The organism is Colwellia sp. KU-HH00111 (assembly GCF_040362745.1).
GTDB lineage: Bacteria > Pseudomonadota > Gammaproteobacteria > Enterobacterales > Alteromonadaceae > Colwellia.
In genome coordinates, this window is record NZ_BAABWO010000003.1 from 329,946 (window position 1) to 350,258 (window position 20,313).

Below are 20,313 nucleotides of genomic sequence, written 5' to 3' on the forward strand. Positions count from 1 at the left end.
CCTTATTTTTAGAAATAACTACTACATTCATCAATTATTTTTAATGTTTCATGAGCAACAGGGTAATCATAATTATCTTCAGCCCAAGCCTTTGCAAGTTGAAGTTTTCGCTCTAAGTCTTCTATATTAGGCTTTTCTTCTTCATTTAGCACAAAATCTCTTGGAAGGTCAGGAAAGTTAATGATGTAAAGCTTTAGAAAACTCAATTTACTTTTATAAAGATCATCCGATATAAGATCAGACATAAGTAATAGTTCCTTTTTTTCCGGCTCCGAAAACCGAAACTTATAAGGTCTTTCACCATCAATTATTTTAGTTAGCTTTATTTTATCTATTTTTAAACCAAACTCTTGTTTAAAAATAGATTTAACTGTACTTAAAGGCTGAGCTACTGATATTTTTGTATAAGGAAACACCTTGAATAAAGTTGCAATAGGCTCAGGAACTCCATCAATTATAAACACACGTTTTTGAAAGAAATCTATTAAAGCCTTTAAGTCATTGGTATACCAAACTTCCGAAAGAGAATCAGAGCTTAATTTCAGTATTTCAATCATTTTTTTGAAAAAAAGTTGTTTAATTTTACAATTTCTACTTTCTTCAGTTTTTCCGCCTGATAACAATTTATAATTAATTAGGTTTTTAAACCCTTCTCCAAACCTGTCAAACTCTAAAACATAGTCAATTAACAATCGATGCTCATTTAGACCATATTGGTTTATGAACTCATATACTTCCTTATTTTGGTCTTCCTTGGGGGAGCACCAGTGTTTTCTAGAAATAATAGATTGGTAAGTTTGCTCTGAAACAGCATTGTCAGTAAACCGATCCAACCTTTCAAAAGATACCGCTTCTAGCCCTTCATCTAACGATTGTTTACCACTTTTTTTGCTAATACAGTTAATAGGAGAGTAGTTAACTTCACAACCAAGCATTTCAAACATCAAAATAGTATTACTACAATGATCATTTCTCATTAAATTATTATGCTTGACCCGTTCAGTAATTAGTTGGAAATATTCACAGTTCAATAATTCATCCCTTTTTACCAGTTTGCTATTAACAACTTCTTCACTAATGAGATTTTCTTTTATAGTTTCTAAATCCGTTTCATAGTCACTCAGCATAAAAGGATTATTAAAAGATAGTGATATTTGATTGTTTAGCCTGAACCTAGATGCTGATTGAATTACTTGAGTTGGCAGTATTGTTTTACTCGACAAAATATTTACCGAGTCCATCTTTGCATTTTCAAAACTATGGCCTGAAGTTATTGATGGAGAAAATTGATGTACTTGGATTGATTGTAATCGTTCTTCTATATTTATAAGGTAGTCTTTACCGCGTTTAGTTTTTAAAAATTTGGCATTTACATTTTCACCTATATCTTTATTACCCCCTGTAACGGTTTTAAATAGTGCTAAAGATTTATTTTTTTTCTTTTGACTGGAATCGTTAAATAAAGCAATTGACTTCCCCTCTTCCCTTTCCTTTATTAAATTAGCAGTATGCTGACTTTCGTCAATAATATTAATTTCTTTGGTATCGTAGTGCCTTGTGTTCGTATTAGTTAATAAAAATACTTTTTTTTCTGTCATTCTCACTATTTGTTTTGCACTTAAATCACTAAATAAAGCATCAGCAATAATAACTTGAGGTTTACTAAGAAGTTTAAAAAACTCTTTTATTGCTAATATTCTAGATTCTAACGATCCGCCTGCTCTTGATTGTTGCGTGAAAGCATTTATACATTCTTCATATTCGTCAATTAAGGCAACATTACTCATTTCAATGTAATCAATAAACGCTCTTTTTGTTGTAACGGTGTCAACACACGAAGCAATACCAGGCTGTTGATTAAGAACATTTTTTTCTTGAGCCACTTTATAATTTCTATCATCATCAATAAGTTTTTGAGTCAAAGCTATAAAGGGAGTTATTAGGATAGGCTTTTGCTTAACATCGCAAAAATATTCAAAACAAGGGATGATACCATCTTTAGTTTTACCTGAGCCAACATATCCATCAAGAACAATCACACCTGGATTTTTGCCAATGAACTCAATCAACTCTGCTTTAAAGTCTAACTCAACTCTTATAACATCTTGAGATTCTTCAGCAGAAATTAACTTCTTAACTCTATTTTTTCTTGTTGAAAAGAATTGGGTTATAAAACTAATTGCGAAATCTTTTGCCCTTATGGTTTTGTTTTTATTTTGTAAAGGTATCCGGTGATTATATAGAAAAGCTCCAGCAACAATGTCCAATGCCTTTCGTTCATTGAACATGATTGGTACGTAACGAGATAATGACAGCACCAATTTATTAAGAATAGTCTCAAAAAAAAAGAAGTCTTTTGCTTGATCAATTAATACCAAAAGCTCTTTAAAATTTTTTAAACCTGATATACCAATCTCAGTAAAGTCATATTTAAATCCGTTAACTTGAAATTTCTGGCAAAACTTAAAAGCTATTTGGGCAATGCTAAATATTAATTCATTATCTAAAGAATCAATAAGTAAAATAAACTCTGTATCTTTATTATTATTTAGATATTCTTTTAACTGGCTTAACTGATGTACTTTAAACTCTTCAATAATGGAGTTATCAGGAATTGTAGAACTATAATTTTCAATACAAATGTACGTTAACGGAATATCACTTATCATATTTCACCAAATTTAATTAATAGACTTTATTGCCTAAATCATTTGGAGGATAATATCGCCAGAAAGTGTAGTTCTGTTTCTCAGGGGAGATTTTTGTCGTTCAAAACTAGATAGAACTCCTTAATTAATATTATTTCCCCGCTTATATTCATAAGCGAATTTTCACTATGATTTTAACTCTACTTATCTTTCTATCAGCCTAATCATGCTTTCCGGAATTAAGCTCTTCCCAAAATGTTTTACCATCAACTAAATCATCTTCATCAATATTATCGAACCGCCTTTTTACTAATTCCATTTTTAACAATTCAAGCGCTGCTAGTTTATTGGCATGTTGTGATTTTTCTTTAATTGAATGAACAACAATACCCGTAGCTTTATGAGTCAATTTAATACCTCTTAAAGCACCACAAGTATGAGGTGATTGCTCCCCTGCGCAACAGGTCTCCATTAGTATTTCACTATTATCTATTTCAGCTTTCATATTCTTCCCTTACTTCCCAATTTTAATATTGAACAATTGCGCCTAGTTGGAGTTTTGCTTGTCTATAAATTAAAAAATTACTCATAAAGCCTACGTGAATTTACTGTTAAAATAAAAGCTAGGATAAAAGCTAAAAATGCAGGAAAGTTAACAACAACATCTTCAATAAGACAGCCTTGATTGCCTTCTTTAAAAGAGCCACAAACAGATATATATCCATATTGAGCATAATCGTAGATAAAGTTAATAATAAAGTTATCAGTAAAGAACCAAGTAAAAAATGCCCAGTAAACTGCAAAAACAATTAACATAATATACGTTCTCCAAGGAGTTAAAATTAATCAAATAATTGATAAGTCCATTGTACCCATGGGTTAGTGTTATTTTGTTTCTCAGCTCATACTATTTCTTTGATATCATTAAATAGTGTTTAAAAGCTAATAGAAAAACTCAAAGAACAATGAGAAACCCTATTTTCTCAAGCTCCGCATTTAGCTTATTTATGATACCTGCCACATCATTCAATCCCTTATTTAAGCTCAACTCTTTGAAGGCCATAAGTTGATTAACTTCATCGACTGTTGCTAACGTATCAATTAGCTTATTTACGCTATCTTCTCTAGAGATATTCATATTGTTCAAATCAGCCAATGCATCAAATCCAAACTCTTTTAATTTAATAATCGTCAAAAGATATTTCCTTATAATTTCAATTAATAATTTAGTGAATATTTATGTCCCAGTTTTCATTTTATATAGTAAATAAACAAAACTAGGACATAGAATATGCCGCGAAGCGGGGGAAATAATAACTACAACATTATCGACAAATCACTGACATACCGCAGGTAAAAATGCCTCGTCAGTTTCAACTTTTATGATGGGAGTATTCTCACACAATTCATCTGAGCAAACTCTAATGCCGTAATCATAAGCTTCGTTGTCAATGTCTTCGAGTAACACTACTTTTTCAAAAGTACTAACAATGAATTCAGTATTTTCTTCAAGCATGGCTTCACCTTTGGAAACTCTTACAAGTTGCATTTCGTTAGTTGACCCCCCCTCTCCGTCAGCAATAACTAACTCATACATTTGACATAAAGGTAAGGTATTACCTAGTTGAGATAAATATAACATTTGATCACAGCTAGTATCAGATGACAGAGCATGACGTAGTTTATAAACGCCACCATTTGTTGATGCGACAACATAATCCATAAAGCTATCGGCATTTAATAGCCCTGTACCGCAACGATCACCTGTGCAGTCTTGATCTGAGCTAGGGACGTCTTCACGAATAGAGTCTGCCGTGACTTTTAAATAAGTAAACAACTCTTCACGTGACAAATCAGGGTTATGCTGTAAACCTAAGGCCGCAATGCCTAATGCAAGAGGTGATGCTTGACTAGTCCCCTCCCACCATCCAAGAATACCGTCAGATGAATAACCAATAACATCATATCCAGCAGCCATAGCATCTACTTTAGAGCCATAGTTAGAAAATTCTGTTTTATAACCACTTTGCTCAGTTGCCCCGGTTACAAAAATTCCCTTACACTGCGCAGGTACAACACCATTAGCATCTACATTTTGATTACCAGCTGCAACAAAAATCATAATGCCCTTGCCATTGGCATAATCTATCGCATCTTGTAGATATGATGGGCAAGATGGTAACTCTCCACCCATACTAATATTGATCATATCGACTTGAGGGATAACAGGAATATCATCAACTTCAGCACCAGCCGCATGTAAAATAGCATCTGCAACACCCGATAATGGCCCTATACCACAAGATAAAGCTCTTAAAGCGATCATTTCACCATTAACAATTCCTGATATACCAATACCATTATTAGATTTTGCACCAATAATTGACGCTACACCTAAGCCATGACCTCCTGTACACATTTTTTGTTCTTCAGTTAAATCCCTAAATTCTGGACCCCGAACTTCGCCCCATTCTCGAAAGAAGTTATATCCATATGCCCATTCTAAATCTTCGTGATCTTCAAAGCCGCCATCAATTACCGCTATTCTTAGCTTTTTATTTTGTACTGATTTTGTCATTGCTTTTAATATTTCACTAGAGCCTTCATATAATGATTTATCTTGAAAGTAATACTGTAATGAAAGCTCAGGATCATTAGGTATTTGTTCACCAGCACTTTGAATACTATTACTTTGTAAGTTCTGACTAGTAGCTTTATTTGTTCTCGCTTTTCGTTTTTTTGTTACCGTTTTTGGTGCTTTAAGCCATACTTCTTCTTCTACAGACTCATACAAATCACTGATTTTAATTTTCTCAATTTCAGTAGCATCAACCACAATTGTTTTATAATGCTTAGTGCCCACTTCTTTTACCACTAATGTAGCTTCCTCTGCGTAAACAGCATTGATAAAAAACAGACTAACCAATGCAGATAAAATATATGTTTTCATATTATGTTCCCTTTTTAATTAGTTAGCTGAACATTCATTATTTTTGCCAAGAGCAGGAATTAAGGGTTCGAGAAATTGATAGGTCTCAGAAAAATACCACTCTCCTTCCTTGAATGTCCCCATGCTTTCAACTCCAATCACACCAGAAAAAACACCTAATTCGTTAACATAACCAAAAGACTCAACAGACAATAAAGGCAAAGTCTCATCCGTAAGTTCTGCTAACTCATTAATTTGTTCTGCAAGCTTGTTATATTCATTATTTGCTAAAATTTTCACACCATTTAACATGGCAACTAGTTCAGTTTCTGTGATTGAATTTTCTTGATAGTCAGCAACAGCAACAGATAACAAAGTATTTTCTTCAGATGATTTTTTACTTACTGCCTCAGCTTTTATTGTTGAAATATTTGAAATTTTTGTTTGATACTCAGCATTTGTTAACGCGTTATTAAAATAAGCAGCTTTTGCATAAATTGGTGCTACTAAGTCAAAATCATCAAATTTAAAAATAGCATCAACATCTGTCCAAAGCCCCACTTCATCAATGACAGTTGCAACAGAAGAGTTACTAAGAGTGATATCGACAGTTTGCTCTGCCGATAAGTTATCAGCAGCAGAAGATGCTTTAACAATGAGAGTTATTACATGCTCATTTTCTAACTCACTTGCACTTACTTTAAGTTCTTCATTTGCAATTTCTGCTGTAACACCTGATATATCAGAAGAAAGTGAAACAGTGTAATCAATAGTTGATTGGCCCGTATAAGTGATGGTTATACCAATAGTTCCTTGCTCTTTTTCATTTACCGTTAAAGTAGATTGATCCAAATATAAGCTTAACGTGGGTACAACTTGAGCTGGAGGTGGCGATATAGGTTTGGTTTCTTCACTTCCACCACCTCCCCCACATGCACTTAACGCTAATGCGCTACAAGCTGAAATGAATAGCTGTTTATTTAATTTCGACATACTACATACTCCATGATCGATTATTAGATCTATTTGATATTGAATACTCAATATTTTTTGAATTCAGGTTTGATAATTAATTTCTGAATGTTGTTAAACACCTTTTTACAAACTCACTCAAAATCATTAATAAGAAGAATAAATTGAATGAACCTCCACTTGATTCATCATTACTATTTGGTGCTGTTATCTGATTATTGTTATTGGAGCTAGAACCATTCCCAGTTCCTGAACCGTTGTTTGACCCTGACCCCGTATCGGTACCAGTTCCTGTATCATCAGCCCTAGGCGTGATAGTAACCATTACATCAAAGCTTTCAGTTTTATCTTCAAAAGTTACAACAAGCGTGAACGAAATAGATGAGTTTTCTGCCACAGTAGGTGCATCGAAGGTTAATTCACCTGTTTGACTATTTTGCTGAAACTCGACAGCAAGTGAAGAATCTAAATTAATTGACCAATTAAAAGTTAAAGCACTGTTTGTTTCAAATGTAGGGGCTAAACTAATAGAGCTTTCAGATTCAAATGAATATCCACTCTCAATAGCAATTTCTGGAAACTCAACCTGTCCTACTTTTACAATTTGGACATCAACATTATTAAAGCCATTAATATCTACTACGTGTGATTTAGAGTAGATGTTTGACATTATCCTGTAAGCACCAATTGGCGCACTGAAAGGAAGATCTATAGATTGCTCTTCAAATGCAGCCATATCACCAATATTGCAAGTAATAATGGCACCATCAAGAACACACTTAGAATTTAATTCATTGAAATTTATAACCGAGGCTTCGTAAACATTAAATTCAATAAATACGTTTTCTAATACATGATCATTAGGGTTTGAAAAGCCATACCTAAGTAATGTTAATTCATTAGGGTTTAATCGTTCGTTTTGAACAGCATTTAATTCAAAGTCAGTTACAAAACCATCATTTCGACACCAACCAATATCACAAAGAATATATGCAGAAGCTCCAATACTAAGAGTATTGCCTACACGTGATGTCATAAGCTGAGCTGGTGAAACATTAGGTGATAGATGACCTAATGTTTGGCCGCTAATAGTGCCATCGCTTAACGGCTCGCTATGCAGCTCAATACCATTGTCATTAATTCCTGTTGTTAAATTATCAAATAAGTAATCAACCATAGCTTGATTGCCGTAGTAAAAAATCTTGTTGCTTTCTACCGCAGCTAAATTTTTATCTGATAAGGACATTTCGTCCCATTTGCTATCGTAAGGTGCAACGACATAAATATGATCTGAAAGCTGACTTATTTGAGCTGCTGATTCATCAGTACATTCACCAATACATGACATTCGACCAAAACCCAATGCATGTACCATTTCATGCAGAGCAAGATGAATAAAGCCAGCATCTACACCGTCAACAGGGTTAATTTCAAAATTGCTGCCTTTATAGTTAAACTGCATCACTGCATCATTGTAATTTTTAGGCATTTCGTTGGTATCATTTTGAAGCATACGTCTAATAAGCTCAGAATACTTAACGTCATCTTTAAGAATACCGTAACCATCATAATTTGATGTTTCCCTATGAGTGTAAGTATTGGAGATAGTGGATGCAGCATAAGGAATGCCAGAGCTGTAAAATACGTCTATTAAAATATCTGCTTCACTATGAACTTGTGATTCAATCATCTTAGCAGCATACTCTAGCGCATATCTTCTCGCCTCACCCACAGTTTCACCTGGGTTATCATCTGTTGGAGTTCTAACAGTCCTATCATAAAAACCAACCTTGTTATCTTTTTCAGTTTCTGAATATTTAATATTTATTGTTGTCCCTGATGCTGTAAAACAACAAAGGCCTAAAAATAAGAAGAATTTATTCATGTTTATCCTTAATGCAAAATATCGAGGAAAAAACCTCACTAAAATTGAGAAAATAGAATAGGGTTAATAACTGTCATTGAGATTCTCAGGAAATGTGTGCAAGAGAGAATTTATAGTGATTTCATTTATGACTGAACAATCATCAAGTATTTGAATAGAAATAGAAGCAACCTTGTGAGAATGGTTACTCAACTCACAAAGTTGCCACTTAACTAAACTTTATAGTTCATTAGAAACAGCATTGCTTACCCATTGGTTCCATGGTTCAGCATTAAATGCTTCTTTAATAGTTATTTCGTATTCACAACTATAAGTTGAAGCCGTTGTTTCTTGTTTTAAATCGCTGCAAACAGGCGATACAAATGTAATTTCTCCTTTATATTCTGCTTTTGCATACAAAAGGCTATGAAAGTTGCTGGCACCCGCAGTACTCTTCTCATGTTTAGCAACCCAAGTGTTACCCATTTTTGAAAGAGAATATTCCGCCATTGATTGGGTTTGTTTACCGTCTTTACCTTGGTATCGCTCAATAAAGTGTAATTTTTTTTGACTCGGTTGATACCTAAAAAACATGTTTTGCTCTCTATCTATTGCAAACACAGAGTGACTAATTTTTGCTAGTTCTTTATGCAAATCAATATTTGCTAATGTTGCTATTTGTTTAGCTAAGTCATCATTATATGAGTCTGTAGAAAGTTTAAGAGCGTGCTCCTTAGTTACAATAAAGCTATCTTTATTTACATCACTAAATTTTCTAGCAAGAAATTGCTCTGTTTCATCTTTGTTGATACGAGTAACGAATACATCTTTAATTGTTGCGATATGAGCATGATCTAGCTTATTTTTAGTCATTTCTATTACCGCATAAAGTTGAACTGGATAATTTGCCATTGCATCATCAAATTGTTCAGCTTTAACTTCGTCATCAAATGCAAAATCAACTCGACACTTCCCTCGATTATTTTTCTCAATTTTTTGTAGATGGATATTTTTATCTTTTGAAATTCCTGCTATCAGAGGGGCATTATATGAAGAAAAACCTAAATGGTTTTTGATAAGTAATTTTGGTTCATTAAAGCAATCAAGGGGGTGACCAAAAATCACGCCCATTGACATCTGTTCAAAATTAAAAGGGTAATATCCTTGAGCATCAACTTTGACTAAATATCGTTTACCTTTAAGCCATGTAATATCATTAGAGTAGCTTTTTAATAACTCATTACCTGCTTTAATTGCTTTTTTCTGTTTAAAGCGACTGTTATTACTATAGCCTTTTGCGATCAAGTCATATTCTTCGACTCCATTGATAAACCCCGGACGGTGCACAGAATCACGACCGCTAGTATCAACTTCAATAAATGGAGCTTTAGGCACTCGTTTGTTATATTGCTCAGCAACAAACGCCTTCAACAGCCTTTGAGAATCTTCACCTTTGTTAAAAATTGAAATATCATTTATGCCTTTGAGATCATCTGGTAAACCAACAATATTCATTGGCACTAATTTATTCTTTTTATTAATGATTTGATTCGCCAATACATCATTAAAAACCAAAAGAGTAAGCACTAAAATTATTAACAAATTTTTTATGGTGTTCATGGTGTTCCTTATAAAACATTTATGTTTTAAACATGTAATTATTTATAACATCGAGATAAAACGTCATTTATCAGATATTCAAAAACTTAAATCTATTTATTCTGCTTAAGTCTGACTATTGCGACAAGCAACAGCAGGTACATGCCAATAGAGCCACCACCACTACTTTTTTTAGGTGTAACTTCAGGCTCGACTGGTTTAGAGGCTATAGAAATAGTTACTTCTCTTTCTTCTGTTCTACCTTTACTAGTAATTGTTAATACTAGTGTTGTTAACTGTGAATTAGTGACTTCTGGCGCAGTAAAACTTAATACGCCTGTATTTGCATTTTGCTCAAATAAAAGCTCGTATCCACTTTTAATTGCCCAACTGAAAGTAAGTCTATCATCAGAATTTTCTGCATATTGAGGTGTGATAAAAACCACATCACCAGAAGTGAACCTGTACGAGTCATCCAATGTGACTGTAGGAAACGGAGATTCTTCAGAAGTAACTTTAAGAATATTTAAATTATTATCGCCTTTAGGGTCAACGATAAATGATTTGGAATATAGTTTACTGTCAACAACGTATTGCCCTTCACCTGCTTTAATGGCGATATCAATATCAATATATTGCTCTGGAAAAAGCTCAACAATTTCACATACAACATTTTTATCAAGAACTTTACAGCCAGTGGTCGAAGAACTTTCATCAATATCTACGCCTTCAGGAATTTCAAACTCCCAGAATATGTTGTTAACCTGATCACTGCTTAAATTTGCAATTTCAACACTAAGAGTTGAATCAACATTTGGCTTTATTGATACTTCATTTGTTGATGTCACTGATAAATCCGCAACAAAACCATCATTCCTACACCACCCAATGTCACAAAGAATATAAGCAGCAGCCCCTAACTCGTTTACATCAGCCCCTGCTGAATACATTAATTGTGCTGGCGTTACTTCTGGTGAAACATGGCTAACACTTTGACTATCCCAACTACCATCATCATTTGTTCCAGAGTGTAAGCCTATGCCATTTTCAGTTACCCCAGAAAACAACTCATTGGCTGCAAAACTTAAGGTGGAATCACTACCTTTAAAGTAAAGAATATTATCAAGCATCCCAGCGTCTTCTTTTTCTGAAAGTGTTAACTCATTCCAAGCTTTATCATAATCACCTTCAACATAAACAAACTGATTATAATGACCAGGATGAGATATTGGCTGCGGAATGCACCCATTTAAGCAATCCAATGAGGCAAAACCGATTAGATGAACTAACTCGTGAAGAACTGTTGCTGAAAATCTATGTCCATTATCTGTTCCTGAAAAGCTGTAATCCTTAGCATATGATGTAAATGTCGTTCGAGCATCATACTCAGTCTGTTCACCTGATTTAGGAATGGTTCTATCGATCCTATTTAATAAAGCATCCCTTAATAAGTTTGGATAATGTAAACCGTATTTTAAAATACCAAATTCATCTGAGGGCGTACCTTGAGAGTATTCACGCATCGAAGGACCTAATGTTAAAGCCCCATAACCTTCAATTTCTCCAAACTTGACTCCCCAAAAAATAGGGGTGTCATTATTAAATTGGGTACTGAACATTCTCACTGTACGTTCTAAAACATAACGCCTTGCTTCACCTAAAGTTATTGCAGGGTTTTCAGTAGTTGGAGTATAAGACTCTGTACTATTAAACCCAACACCAGCTTCATCAAGGTAAGTAATATTGATTGTGGCTGCATGCAAGCTAAGACTGAAAAAACATATTAATGTTGGTAATAATTTCATCTTTTTCCTTAAAATTAATATCGTGTTAATTGAGGTGGTAAAGTCTAGAAAAAACTAAATTTCTTTTTAGGTTTATAAACGTCTTTAGAAAAATACGAGGTTGTAATTGTTGATGGATTGAAAAAATTATCACTTTCACTAATTGTTGAGGTTTTTTTTCCAAGAGGGTTTTCTTGAGTAAATGATGTAACAACACCATCACCATAGATCATTTGTGGTGTAGCAAAGGTTTGAAGCACTATCGTTCTATACGCATCAATACCTACAGAGGAATAATTATCAGACCAATAGCACTTACCATTATTACTTGGGACTTCTTTATTTAACATGTAATTACTCCAAGCAGCAGCTCTATTAGCACTACACATAATTTTTTCAAGGATTGGCCAGTTTGCTTTATCGAGAACCGTTGGTACTAAATACAGTGAGACATCAACAGACATATCTGCCAAGATGTTTTCTTGACGCATACAATAAGGGCAGTCTATAGCACTGTACTGTATGATTTTTTCAGCGCCACTTCCGTGCTTAATTACAATAATACTTTCGGGATCTATTTCGGATAAAGCCTCTCGGCGAATTTCCTTTAATGCATTGCCCGTTATAGGGCCCTTAACTTCCGCATGAAAAGCCTTATCTTTTGTTAATAGTAGCTTGCCATCATAATTAAAAGGCATAATACCGTTATTGGTTAAAGCAATGAAAAAACCTGGTGTTGGTGTTCTTGAAATACCTTTTATCTTATATCGGGTAGTAGACTGAAAAGATTTCATTGCTTGTTGCATTTGTGGATCAATATTTGTCGCACTAGTGTTGAATGAAAAGATGGTTGCAATAAACATCAATAAAAATAATTTATACATTTAATTTTCCTTTGCTTTATGAAGCATTTAGTTGTTATTTGGGGAAAGCGATATTAATTAATTTGCATAACTACTCATCAGAGAATGGTAATTATCTCGATACTCAGTTACGGTGAGTGGGCTACCATTTTGTTGTTTCATGTGGTTATTAAAAACTTCAACATAGTTATGATCTTCATCAAGCTCTGAATTTAGTTGAATTGAATAATCAAAGGTGAGTGTTTTTAAGTTTTTCATCATTGTAATGATAGTGGTTTGACTATTTACATCCTTTATATATTGATAAGCCAAGGCATAATGCTCATAAGCTAAAGAGATATCTCCATATTCATCAGAATAATAAACAACCAAAGTTGGATCGTACTCATTATGATCAGCTTTTTTAGCCACACTCATACCACTAAGGTAAACTGCTTGACCTTCACTAAACCAACGAGGAAGCTTAAAACCATCAAAATCGGTAGAAAGAACGTTCTGGATGGTGTGAATTAACTCGTGTTGAATAATCTTATCAACATTATTAGGGGTAACAATCGACTCTGCTCCAATGGTGATCCCCATCGCGGTACCCTCACCCCATCCCCAAGGCTGATTATTCTCATGAAGGCAAACATAAATTTTATCCTCGATAATCAGCTCTTCTCTACTGCTATAGTGTAAATCACTACTAAGAATAAGGTTAACAGCGTCATCTGTTGACATACTTTTAACTGTCTTTGTCGCCCAGTCATATTTCTGAGAATCATTCCATTGTTCGAATTCATTTGGATAAGTAAAATTATTGATATCCCTCCAATATAGCCACGCTCTTAAGTTTCTTAATGCAAAAAACGTGATATTTGTGCGCTGTTCAAAGAATTCCTGTTCAGATATTCCCATTGAAGTTAGTGCACTAGCAAAATTATTTTCAACCCAACTTGCCGCTTGTTTAAAATCACTTGGAGGCAAATCAGGATTCCCAAACACCATAGTTTTATCAGATTCAAAATAATAGTCGTTATAATTTTGATAGCAGTGACGCGCATTTTGTCCGTATTGAGCGAAATGAGGTGACTTCTCGCTAGAAAAATACTTACCTGTTTCGTTTGAGTTAAAAAACTGCCCTGATACTACAGAGCTACTTGGTGGAATATAGTTACCACTATTTTCATTTGAGTTCTCTTCACTAGAATCACCGCAAGCAGCTAACATTATAGAAAGACTAGATACTCCAATAATTGATACCAACTTTTTCATCATTTCAGCCTACACCTTTAAAGCTAATTGAATATAAAAGGCATTGATACTTTCCTGCTATACATTTTGAAATTAAATAGTTAAATATTAATAAGATAAAAGACCAAATGCCGAAAAAAAACATAACAAAAATAAGGCTGAAACATTGTGAGTTAGCGTGAGATTAATGTGAGTTTATTGTGAGGAAGTGCAGATCAGTATAAAAAACAACAAAAAGCGGGTGGAATTCAACCAACAAAGATCATTTGGAAATTAAACTAGCTTGATTTGCAATTCCTAAAGAAAAGTCAACTTATAGCTTTCTTAGTTTGTATACCTATACTTTTTAACGTCAACTTTGCCATCTTCAATTTTAGAAAAGACAATATTCTCCTTATCAATAAACTGAAAAGAATTAACGCCAAAATCTTCCAAAACTACAGTTTTTTTATCAGAAGTATTATCTATTCTATAAATATTTTGATCATAGTCGACAAAAAACACGACATTATTTAATGCTTGCCAATTATATGTATTACCATGACGCCTACTTATCTTTTTATGATTTAAGCTAATAGAGTCATAACGATAGATATCATAATTAGCTGTCGCAAAGTAAATTTCATTATTAAAATTTCTATAGAACTCTTGAATTGGTTGGTTGCTATGCAACTGAATAGAAGACTCTAACTCATTATATAAATATGCAGACCAATGATCTTCAATAAAAGTGCTAAATAGCCATTTGCCTTCGCTAAGAGTGATTAAACTACTAATATCTCCCTGTGATTTAAATAATGTAGAAAGCTGATCGTTTATGATATTAAATTGATAAACAATATTGTTGGAAAAATAAACCAATTTTTCTCCTTCAAACGACCATGTTAAGGACTTTATTTCTGTATATTCTTTAAAAAAAGTTAGCTGCCTGGATTCCTTGTTAGACTTCAACCAAATCTGCGGCAGTCCTGTTCTATTTGAGACAAATGCAAAATCATTTGAATTTGCTTTTCGGGTATATTTTGAGTTACTTCGACTTGAAGAGACTACTTCTTTTTCGAATTTACTATTAAGGTTGACGGATGAAATGCTGTAATTGAACCAATCTCCCTCTGTTAGATAAAGAAAACCATTATTTTCATCTAAAAACTCGATATCATGAAAGTCATTTAAGTAAGTAAATTGGTCTGTAACCAAGTCATAAACAGCTAAAGGATTGTTTCTTACTGCTAAAATTATTTGATTACAGTTATCACTCCAGTCTGCCGCATTGATTATTCCCGATATATTTTTATGCAAGATCTCCTTATTTTGAACAGGATCAAATACGACTAATTGACTGTTTGACCAATCGATACTTCTCAAAATTAAAAGTTCACCATTTGCGCAAAGTCTAGCATGATGGTCTCCTCTACCACCTGTAGCAGGGTTTGTGATTTGAGTAAGCTCTGACGTTGATAAATCAAGTAGTTTAAGCGCCAAAGGAACTGCCATGCTAACAGAGGTACTATAGTAAACAGATTGGTTATTTTTCCATTCAATCGCTACATAACCATCAGTTTCTGTGCATTTAATTTCATTTAGACTTTTAACTATAGCATTATCGATAGAGATTATATTTATTCTACAATTTTTGGGGGAGTAATCTAAATAGGCTAGCTTCTTACCATCGGGGCTGAATGTAGGAAGCCTTACATATGCATCTTCAGAAGCGCTGGAAGGAAAAACTTCATGGATAACCTGCTTTTTCTCATTTCGTATAATGATCTTGTCAGAATTAATTGTCTTTGGCTTGAATAGAGAGTATGCATCCCAATTTAAACCACTAACGACATACTCACTTTCAACCCTTTTATCAAAAGTAACAATGGTGAAGTCATTATCAAGCTCAAATGAAGGGCTTTTCTCATAAGCAAATAAAAAAATAGATAGAGAAAAAATAAAAATTGCAGCCACACTCAGGAAAACCTTTGTATAATTTTTTGTTGGTTGAACAGTTGGTGTGACTTTTTCATCAACAACGAAGGTTTTTGGTAAAAGGCGATAGCCTTGCTTACGAATAGTTTCGATGTAAGATGGCTTTTTGCTATTGCAACCTAAATAACCTCTAAGTTCTTTAATTGCCTGCCTGACAGCATCATCACTAACAAACCGACCATTCCAACACTCTTCAATAAGCTTTTCTTTAGAAACAATTCCACCTTTATGCGCAATTAAGCAGCATAAAATAGTCATACTTAGAGATGTTAGTTGAATGTCAGAATTTTCAGATGAAATTTTAGATTCTTCGGGGATTACATTCCATGAGCCTATTTGATACAAAAGATGTCCTTTATATTTTCAATATTGTTTAAACAAAACGAAGATGAAGATGAAGATGAATATGAAAAAAAGAAGTCACAAAACACTTATTTAACAAGAAATTAACAATATTCTGTCTATAAAAAATAATACCATGATTTTCTTTTCGTCTCTATAATTCATAACGCTTTAAAAGTTAATTTAAGGTATTAATGTCCCAGTTTTCATTTCCACCTAATAAAAAGTAAAACAGGGACATTGAAGTAGCATAGAGCATTCGCGTAGCGGGGATAACAATACCTTTCATAGTGAATTAAGATATAAGTGTGACATGCTCAAAGTTTCCGCCAGGCAAGAAATCTTCAGGGTAAACAGTGCTCTCTTTTTGTTCAGCTTCATTTATTGCTTATTCAATGTCCTCACATGCTCGAATGATTTGCAGGGTAATCGATCTTCCGGGTACCGAACACCACCTTCAACCTTTTCTGATTCCTCGACAACCATTCTTAAACAAAATTCGACTCTTTGCTCAACGTTTCCTGCTGGGAATGCCCAGGCTAATTTAGTTAATAACCCCTCTGATATTTCTACCTTAACTGTCTTAATATTTTTTATTTCTTTCATAATTTTTCTCCTAATACTTCTTTGTTAAAATCTACATTCTACCCACCCAATCGCATCCTTACGTAAGATGGATAAATAAATGGTATCGCCGTCCAAAATGCGAAATATAAAAAGGTGTCTTCATCAACTGCGTAACGCTGTATAACACCATTACTTGGGCAAAATGAATCAAAGTAAACACATGAAAAATATTCAAAGTAAAAACAAATCTCTATCCACCAATCCAAAACAAACGAGTCATAATACAACCAGCTAAACAATCCCCACCAAAACAAAATAACTACTACCATAAGAAGCTCTCCTTAAAAAATTTAATACGATTAATTACTCAAACTCTGTATACATATCTCTTTGAAAGATAAAAGCAGTTATTACAATGGCTGGCACAAATGGCAGCTCCTAACCACATCATCAGATTCGAGCTATGTAAAAGGTAATATAAACACCACCAAATAATTGCTGCTACCAGTAACCTCGTTTATTGTTGAAAAGCTAGATCTCTGTTCTCACTTGTGGGTTAAGACTAAGCGACTTATTCGTTACTCTGTTCCTCAGGAAGTAAAACTTAGCTATTAATTTCCTAGTGGTTAGAAAAAGGGATAATTATAAATGCGTCTTCTGAAAATCAAGGAACTTAACTTGTGCGTTAAAGTACTTTATTTGAAACCCACTACATATATACACGTACATAAAATTAGTTGGAAAGGATTTAAAATCATTGTTTGAGTCAATTAAAAAGCTAGCCAATATGCTTGCAATATTGACATTAACCACATTAGCAAATTCGGCCCTAAGTCAAGACATGTTGATGGAAAGGTATAAAATTGTGTCCCTGACGGATGGTTAACTGAATCAGAAGTAACTCACTTCCCAAACTCATTCATCCATATTGCCAACGATGAAAACGACAATAGATAATCATTTATTAGTAAGTAAAAAACTCAGCTCTAACTCAGTATTATTAAGACCTATTCATTTTTATCCCCCTTGAGGTGGCATACGCCACCTCAATTGGAAATATTCCACTGCTCTAACCAGCCCTTCAATGTTTACTTTATATGCCCTTTTAATGAATAAAACCAATGGTAGGCTTTTCTGTACGACTAACCTCCACAGCTTGAGTCAAGTCTTCACATGTTACTGTAATAAGGCTTTGTCTGCTACTTGCTCTAATCAGCGCCCTTTTAATACCAGAAATAATCATAGCCTTTGCTTCTCTGGGTACTTTTTCATTTAATAACAAGCAAAGTTGTGAAGATAAGCTTTCACTAAATAGGGAAGTTAAATTCTTTTCTTTAACATACGATTTATATATTTCATTACAAATTGTCCGCATTTCTGTACTATTAGGAGGAGATATATCAAAGCTGGTTAACCTAGAGCGAACCGCGGGTAGGAGGTTCTCTATGTTATTTGTAGTGCTGAACAGCAGTATTCCAGAACAATCTATTTCTATGTCAAGAAACCGCTCCTTGAAACTCTTCCTTTGTTCGCTATCTAGAAGTGACAATAAACAAGGCACTATTGAGTAATCAGTACCATCTTTTGCCAAACAAAGTTCATCAAGTAACAAACAAGGTTGGTACGTTTCACTTTTAAGTAATAAGCTTCGACCAATTTCGCCAATGCTAGAGTTTTTAAACTGATGGCTACCACCAACCAAGTCATGCTTACTACCCATTGAGGCGATCGAAATGTCGTAGAATTCAAAGCCTAATAATTTACACAATGTTTTTACAAATTGAGTTTTTCCTATACCTGGCAAACCTTGTAGGGATATTACAGGGAATTCAATTGGCTGATTAGTCAGTAATGATATTTTTAAACTGACTAATATCTCCTCTAATGGTTGTGAGAAGTTTGGAAATAATCGAAACATTTCTTTAGCTTGTACAATCATGTTCTCAGTAGCATAGAGAACTTTTTTATTCTCTCCTTGTTCTAAAATATTTTTAATAATTTCACTACCATTTTCCCCCATAGCATCCCGCTCAAGTGAAATAATTTCAAGACTTGCTCTATCAAATACAGCTTTAGTTTCAACTCTGCAACTATCACTTAAAACATCAATTCTTCTCTCTTTAGGTTGTTTTTTAACTTCTACTCCTGGTTTTATACTCTTGCTTTCAACATCACCAATCGCTTCAATATTATTTAAAAAGTGAAGAATATCTTTTTGAGCGCGAAAAGCAGCATCCGTATCATCAAAGTCATATATCTGTGCAAAACGATTATTAAGCGTTTCTTTAAGTGATGGAGAAACCTCATATACGTACTCTATAGAAGGATCATCTTTTGCGAAGAAAAATGCTTTTTCTAATACACTCAACCCTACTCGTTTCAACATTTGACGAATACTGTCACTTTTAAACTGCGTTATCTCAGTGAATACATAAGGTCGAGCTAATTGTTGAACTAAGTTAGTATCAAACTCTTTAAATTTATTAGTTCTAATCTTAATTAGCCGATCTAATTCTCTAACTGCACCATAAGATTTACGGAACAATGACTCTTCCCACTCATCACTGACTTTTGAAAGCTCATCTTCTGATTTATTTTGAAACTTTAATTTACTCTCCTTAAAAAGCTTAGCTTCTAATGCATTTACTTCGACCCTTATCGAGTTCACCTTAGTTTTATTTAATAAAGAATAAAATTGTTCTTTTAGGTCATTGGCTAGCGGTAACACAATTTTAGCAAGGCGACGAGCGTGTAGGTCCGCACAACACAATTGAAACATCTCTTCATCTGTTTGCAAAAGCCTGAATAATTTATTGAGTGTAATGCTCTTATAGCTTCTATCTACAGGTTCAATAGAAATTAAAGAAGGATCACGCAAGCTAGCCTCTAATAACTTAACTATATCATTTAAAGCTATTAAGGAATCTTCTAAGGGTGTTGTTCTAGCATTTGCGAGCTTTGCATGAAGGTCATGCTTGTAATCAATAAAGTAGTTCAATAGTGATTCGCCAACAGACGTTTTATAAATATGAGCAAAGGCTGAGATTAAAATATCATCATCAATATTATTTAAGGCGCAATTTTTATATTCGTCAGAGTAATTATTAATTTTATTAATTTGCTCTATGTTTTTGAGAAACTTACTTCTAGCATGCTCATTACCTTGAGAGATTAGAATATTCTTGGCCTGGCGACATTTTTTTAAGAGTTTGTTTTGCGACAATATCGACTGATGATACCGACTATAAATAAATGAAGAATGCTCTATTTCCTCAATCATCTTTGTAGACTTACCACCTAACCCATAAATTAAATTGAAGTTTTCTATAGATTCTACGAACTTGAATGCACTTGAAATTAACGCTTTATTATTTTCATCACCAAATACTTTCTGAAGCACCACTATAGAAAAAGCATTCAACTCCTTGAAATGAGTTGGGGTTGTAGATAATGTAATAGTTTGGTTATTTCTGTTTATTGTTTGCATAAAAAACTCCTCGTGTTGAGGAGTTATTTAATAATAATTATCTGT

Annotated in this window: 14 protein-coding genes; all 14 read right to left on the minus strand. The window is 33.7% G+C overall.

From position 1 onward, the window contains the following. Positions 1-8: 8 nt before the first annotated feature. The gene (locus ABXG98_RS08585; protein ID WP_353538249.1) at positions 9-2,669 is read right to left on the minus strand and encodes a hypothetical protein; all 2,661 of its coding nucleotides are present in this window, start codon (positions 2,667-2,669) and stop codon (positions 9-11) included. 199 nt (positions 2,670-2,868) lie between these two features. Then, on the minus strand, positions 2,869-3,153 hold the full coding sequence (locus ABXG98_RS08590) for a peptide chain release factor family protein (protein ID WP_353538250.1): 285 nt from the start codon (positions 3,151-3,153) through the stop codon (positions 2,869-2,871). Between the two features lie 77 nt (positions 3,154-3,230). Further along, positions 3,231-3,464: a hypothetical protein gene (locus ABXG98_RS08595; RefSeq protein WP_353538251.1), complete on the minus strand. Its 234-nt coding sequence runs from the start codon at positions 3,462-3,464 to the stop codon at positions 3,231-3,233. A 139-nt stretch (positions 3,465-3,603) separates the two neighbouring features. Continuing rightward, complete coding sequence (locus ABXG98_RS08600; RefSeq protein WP_353538252.1) at positions 3,604-3,843, minus strand: hypothetical protein; 240 nt, start codon at positions 3,841-3,843, stop codon at positions 3,604-3,606. Positions 3,844-3,984: 141 nt separating this feature from the next. Continuing rightward, positions 3,985-5,598 carry a S8 family peptidase gene (locus ABXG98_RS08605; RefSeq protein WP_353538253.1) on the minus strand — a complete coding sequence of 538 codons (1,614 nt, stop codon included), beginning with the start codon at positions 5,596-5,598 and terminating at the stop codon, positions 3,985-3,987. Between the two features lie 18 nt (positions 5,599-5,616). After that, positions 5,617-6,570 carry a hypothetical protein gene (locus tag ABXG98_RS08610; protein WP_353538254.1) on the minus strand — a complete coding sequence of 318 codons (954 nt, stop codon included), beginning with the start codon at positions 6,568-6,570 and terminating at the stop codon, positions 5,617-5,619. 76 nt (positions 6,571-6,646) lie between these two features. Beyond that, entirely contained in the window at positions 6,647-8,434 is a 1,788-nt protein-coding gene (locus tag ABXG98_RS08615; protein WP_353538255.1) for a hypothetical protein, read from the minus strand. Positions 8,435-8,653: 219 nt separating this feature from the next. Next, entirely contained in the window at positions 8,654-10,033 is a 1,380-nt protein-coding gene (locus ABXG98_RS08620) for a hypothetical protein (protein ID WP_353538256.1), read from the minus strand. Positions 10,034-10,125: 92 nt separating this feature from the next. Further along, a complete protein-coding gene (locus ABXG98_RS08625; RefSeq protein ID WP_353538257.1) occupies positions 10,126-11,817 on the minus strand; it encodes a hypothetical protein in 1,692 nt (563 codons plus the stop codon). 44 nt (positions 11,818-11,861) lie between these two features. Further along, positions 11,862-12,680 carry a thioredoxin domain-containing protein gene (locus tag ABXG98_RS08630; protein ID WP_353538258.1) on the minus strand — a complete coding sequence of 273 codons (819 nt, stop codon included), beginning with the start codon at positions 12,678-12,680 and terminating at the stop codon, positions 11,862-11,864. Between the two features lie 57 nt (positions 12,681-12,737). Next, the gene (locus tag ABXG98_RS08635; protein WP_353538259.1) at positions 12,738-13,919 is read right to left on the minus strand and encodes a hypothetical protein; all 1,182 of its coding nucleotides are present in this window, start codon (positions 13,917-13,919) and stop codon (positions 12,738-12,740) included. A 300-nt stretch (positions 13,920-14,219) separates the two neighbouring features. Continuing rightward, positions 14,220-16,217, minus strand: a complete 1,998-nt coding sequence (locus tag ABXG98_RS08640) for a winged helix-turn-helix domain-containing protein (protein WP_353538260.1) — start codon at positions 16,215-16,217, stop codon at positions 14,220-14,222. Positions 16,218-16,595: 378 nt separating this feature from the next. Beyond that, positions 16,596-16,820 (minus strand): hypothetical protein, encoded by a 225-nt coding sequence (locus tag ABXG98_RS08645; protein ID WP_353538261.1) that lies wholly within the window; start codon positions 16,818-16,820, stop codon positions 16,596-16,598. 1,066 nt (positions 16,821-17,886) lie between these two features. Next, positions 17,887-20,268, minus strand: coding sequence for an AAA family ATPase (locus ABXG98_RS08650; protein WP_353538262.1), 2,382 nt, complete (start codon positions 20,266-20,268; stop codon positions 17,887-17,889). Positions 20,269-20,313 lie beyond the last annotated feature (45 nt).

Bases quoted from the DNA above. Each gene is read 5' to 3' on its own strand.
- ABXG98_RS08635 (WP_353538259.1), bottom strand. From the start codon at position 13,919: ATGATGAAAAAGTTGGTATCAATTATTGGAGTATCTAGTCTTTCTATA.
- ABXG98_RS08605 (WP_353538253.1), bottom strand. From the start codon at position 5,598: ATGAAAACATATATTTTATCTGCATTGGTTAGTCTGTTTTTTATCAAT.
- ABXG98_RS08630 (WP_353538258.1), bottom strand. From the start codon at position 12,680: ATGTATAAATTATTTTTATTGATGTTTATTGCAACCATCTTTTCATTC.
- ABXG98_RS08590 (WP_353538250.1), bottom strand. From the start codon at position 3,153: ATGAAAGCTGAAATAGATAATAGTGAAATACTAATGGAGACCTGTTGC.
- ABXG98_RS08620 (WP_353538256.1), bottom strand. From the start codon at position 10,033: ATGAACACCATAAAAAATTTGTTAATAATTTTAGTGCTTACTCTTTTG.
- ABXG98_RS08615 (WP_353538255.1), bottom strand. From the start codon at position 8,434: ATGAATAAATTCTTCTTATTTTTAGGCCTTTGTTGTTTTACAGCATCA.
- ABXG98_RS08625 (WP_353538257.1), bottom strand. From the start codon at position 11,817: ATGAAATTATTACCAACATTAATATGTTTTTTCAGTCTTAGCTTGCAT.
- ABXG98_RS08595 (WP_353538251.1), bottom strand. From the start codon at position 3,464: ATGTTAATTGTTTTTGCAGTTTACTGGGCATTTTTTACTTGGTTCTTT.
- ABXG98_RS08585 (WP_353538249.1), bottom strand. From the start codon at position 2,669: ATGATAAGTGATATTCCGTTAACGTACATTTGTATTGAAAATTATAGT.
- ABXG98_RS08645 (WP_353538261.1), bottom strand. From the start codon at position 16,820: ATGAAAGAAATAAAAAATATTAAGACAGTTAAGGTAGAAATATCAGAG.
- ABXG98_RS08610 (WP_353538254.1), bottom strand. From the start codon at position 6,570: ATGTCGAAATTAAATAAACAGCTATTCATTTCAGCTTGTAGCGCATTA.
- ABXG98_RS08650 (WP_353538262.1), bottom strand. From the start codon at position 20,268: ATGCAAACAATAAACAGAAATAACCAAACTATTACATTATCTACAACC.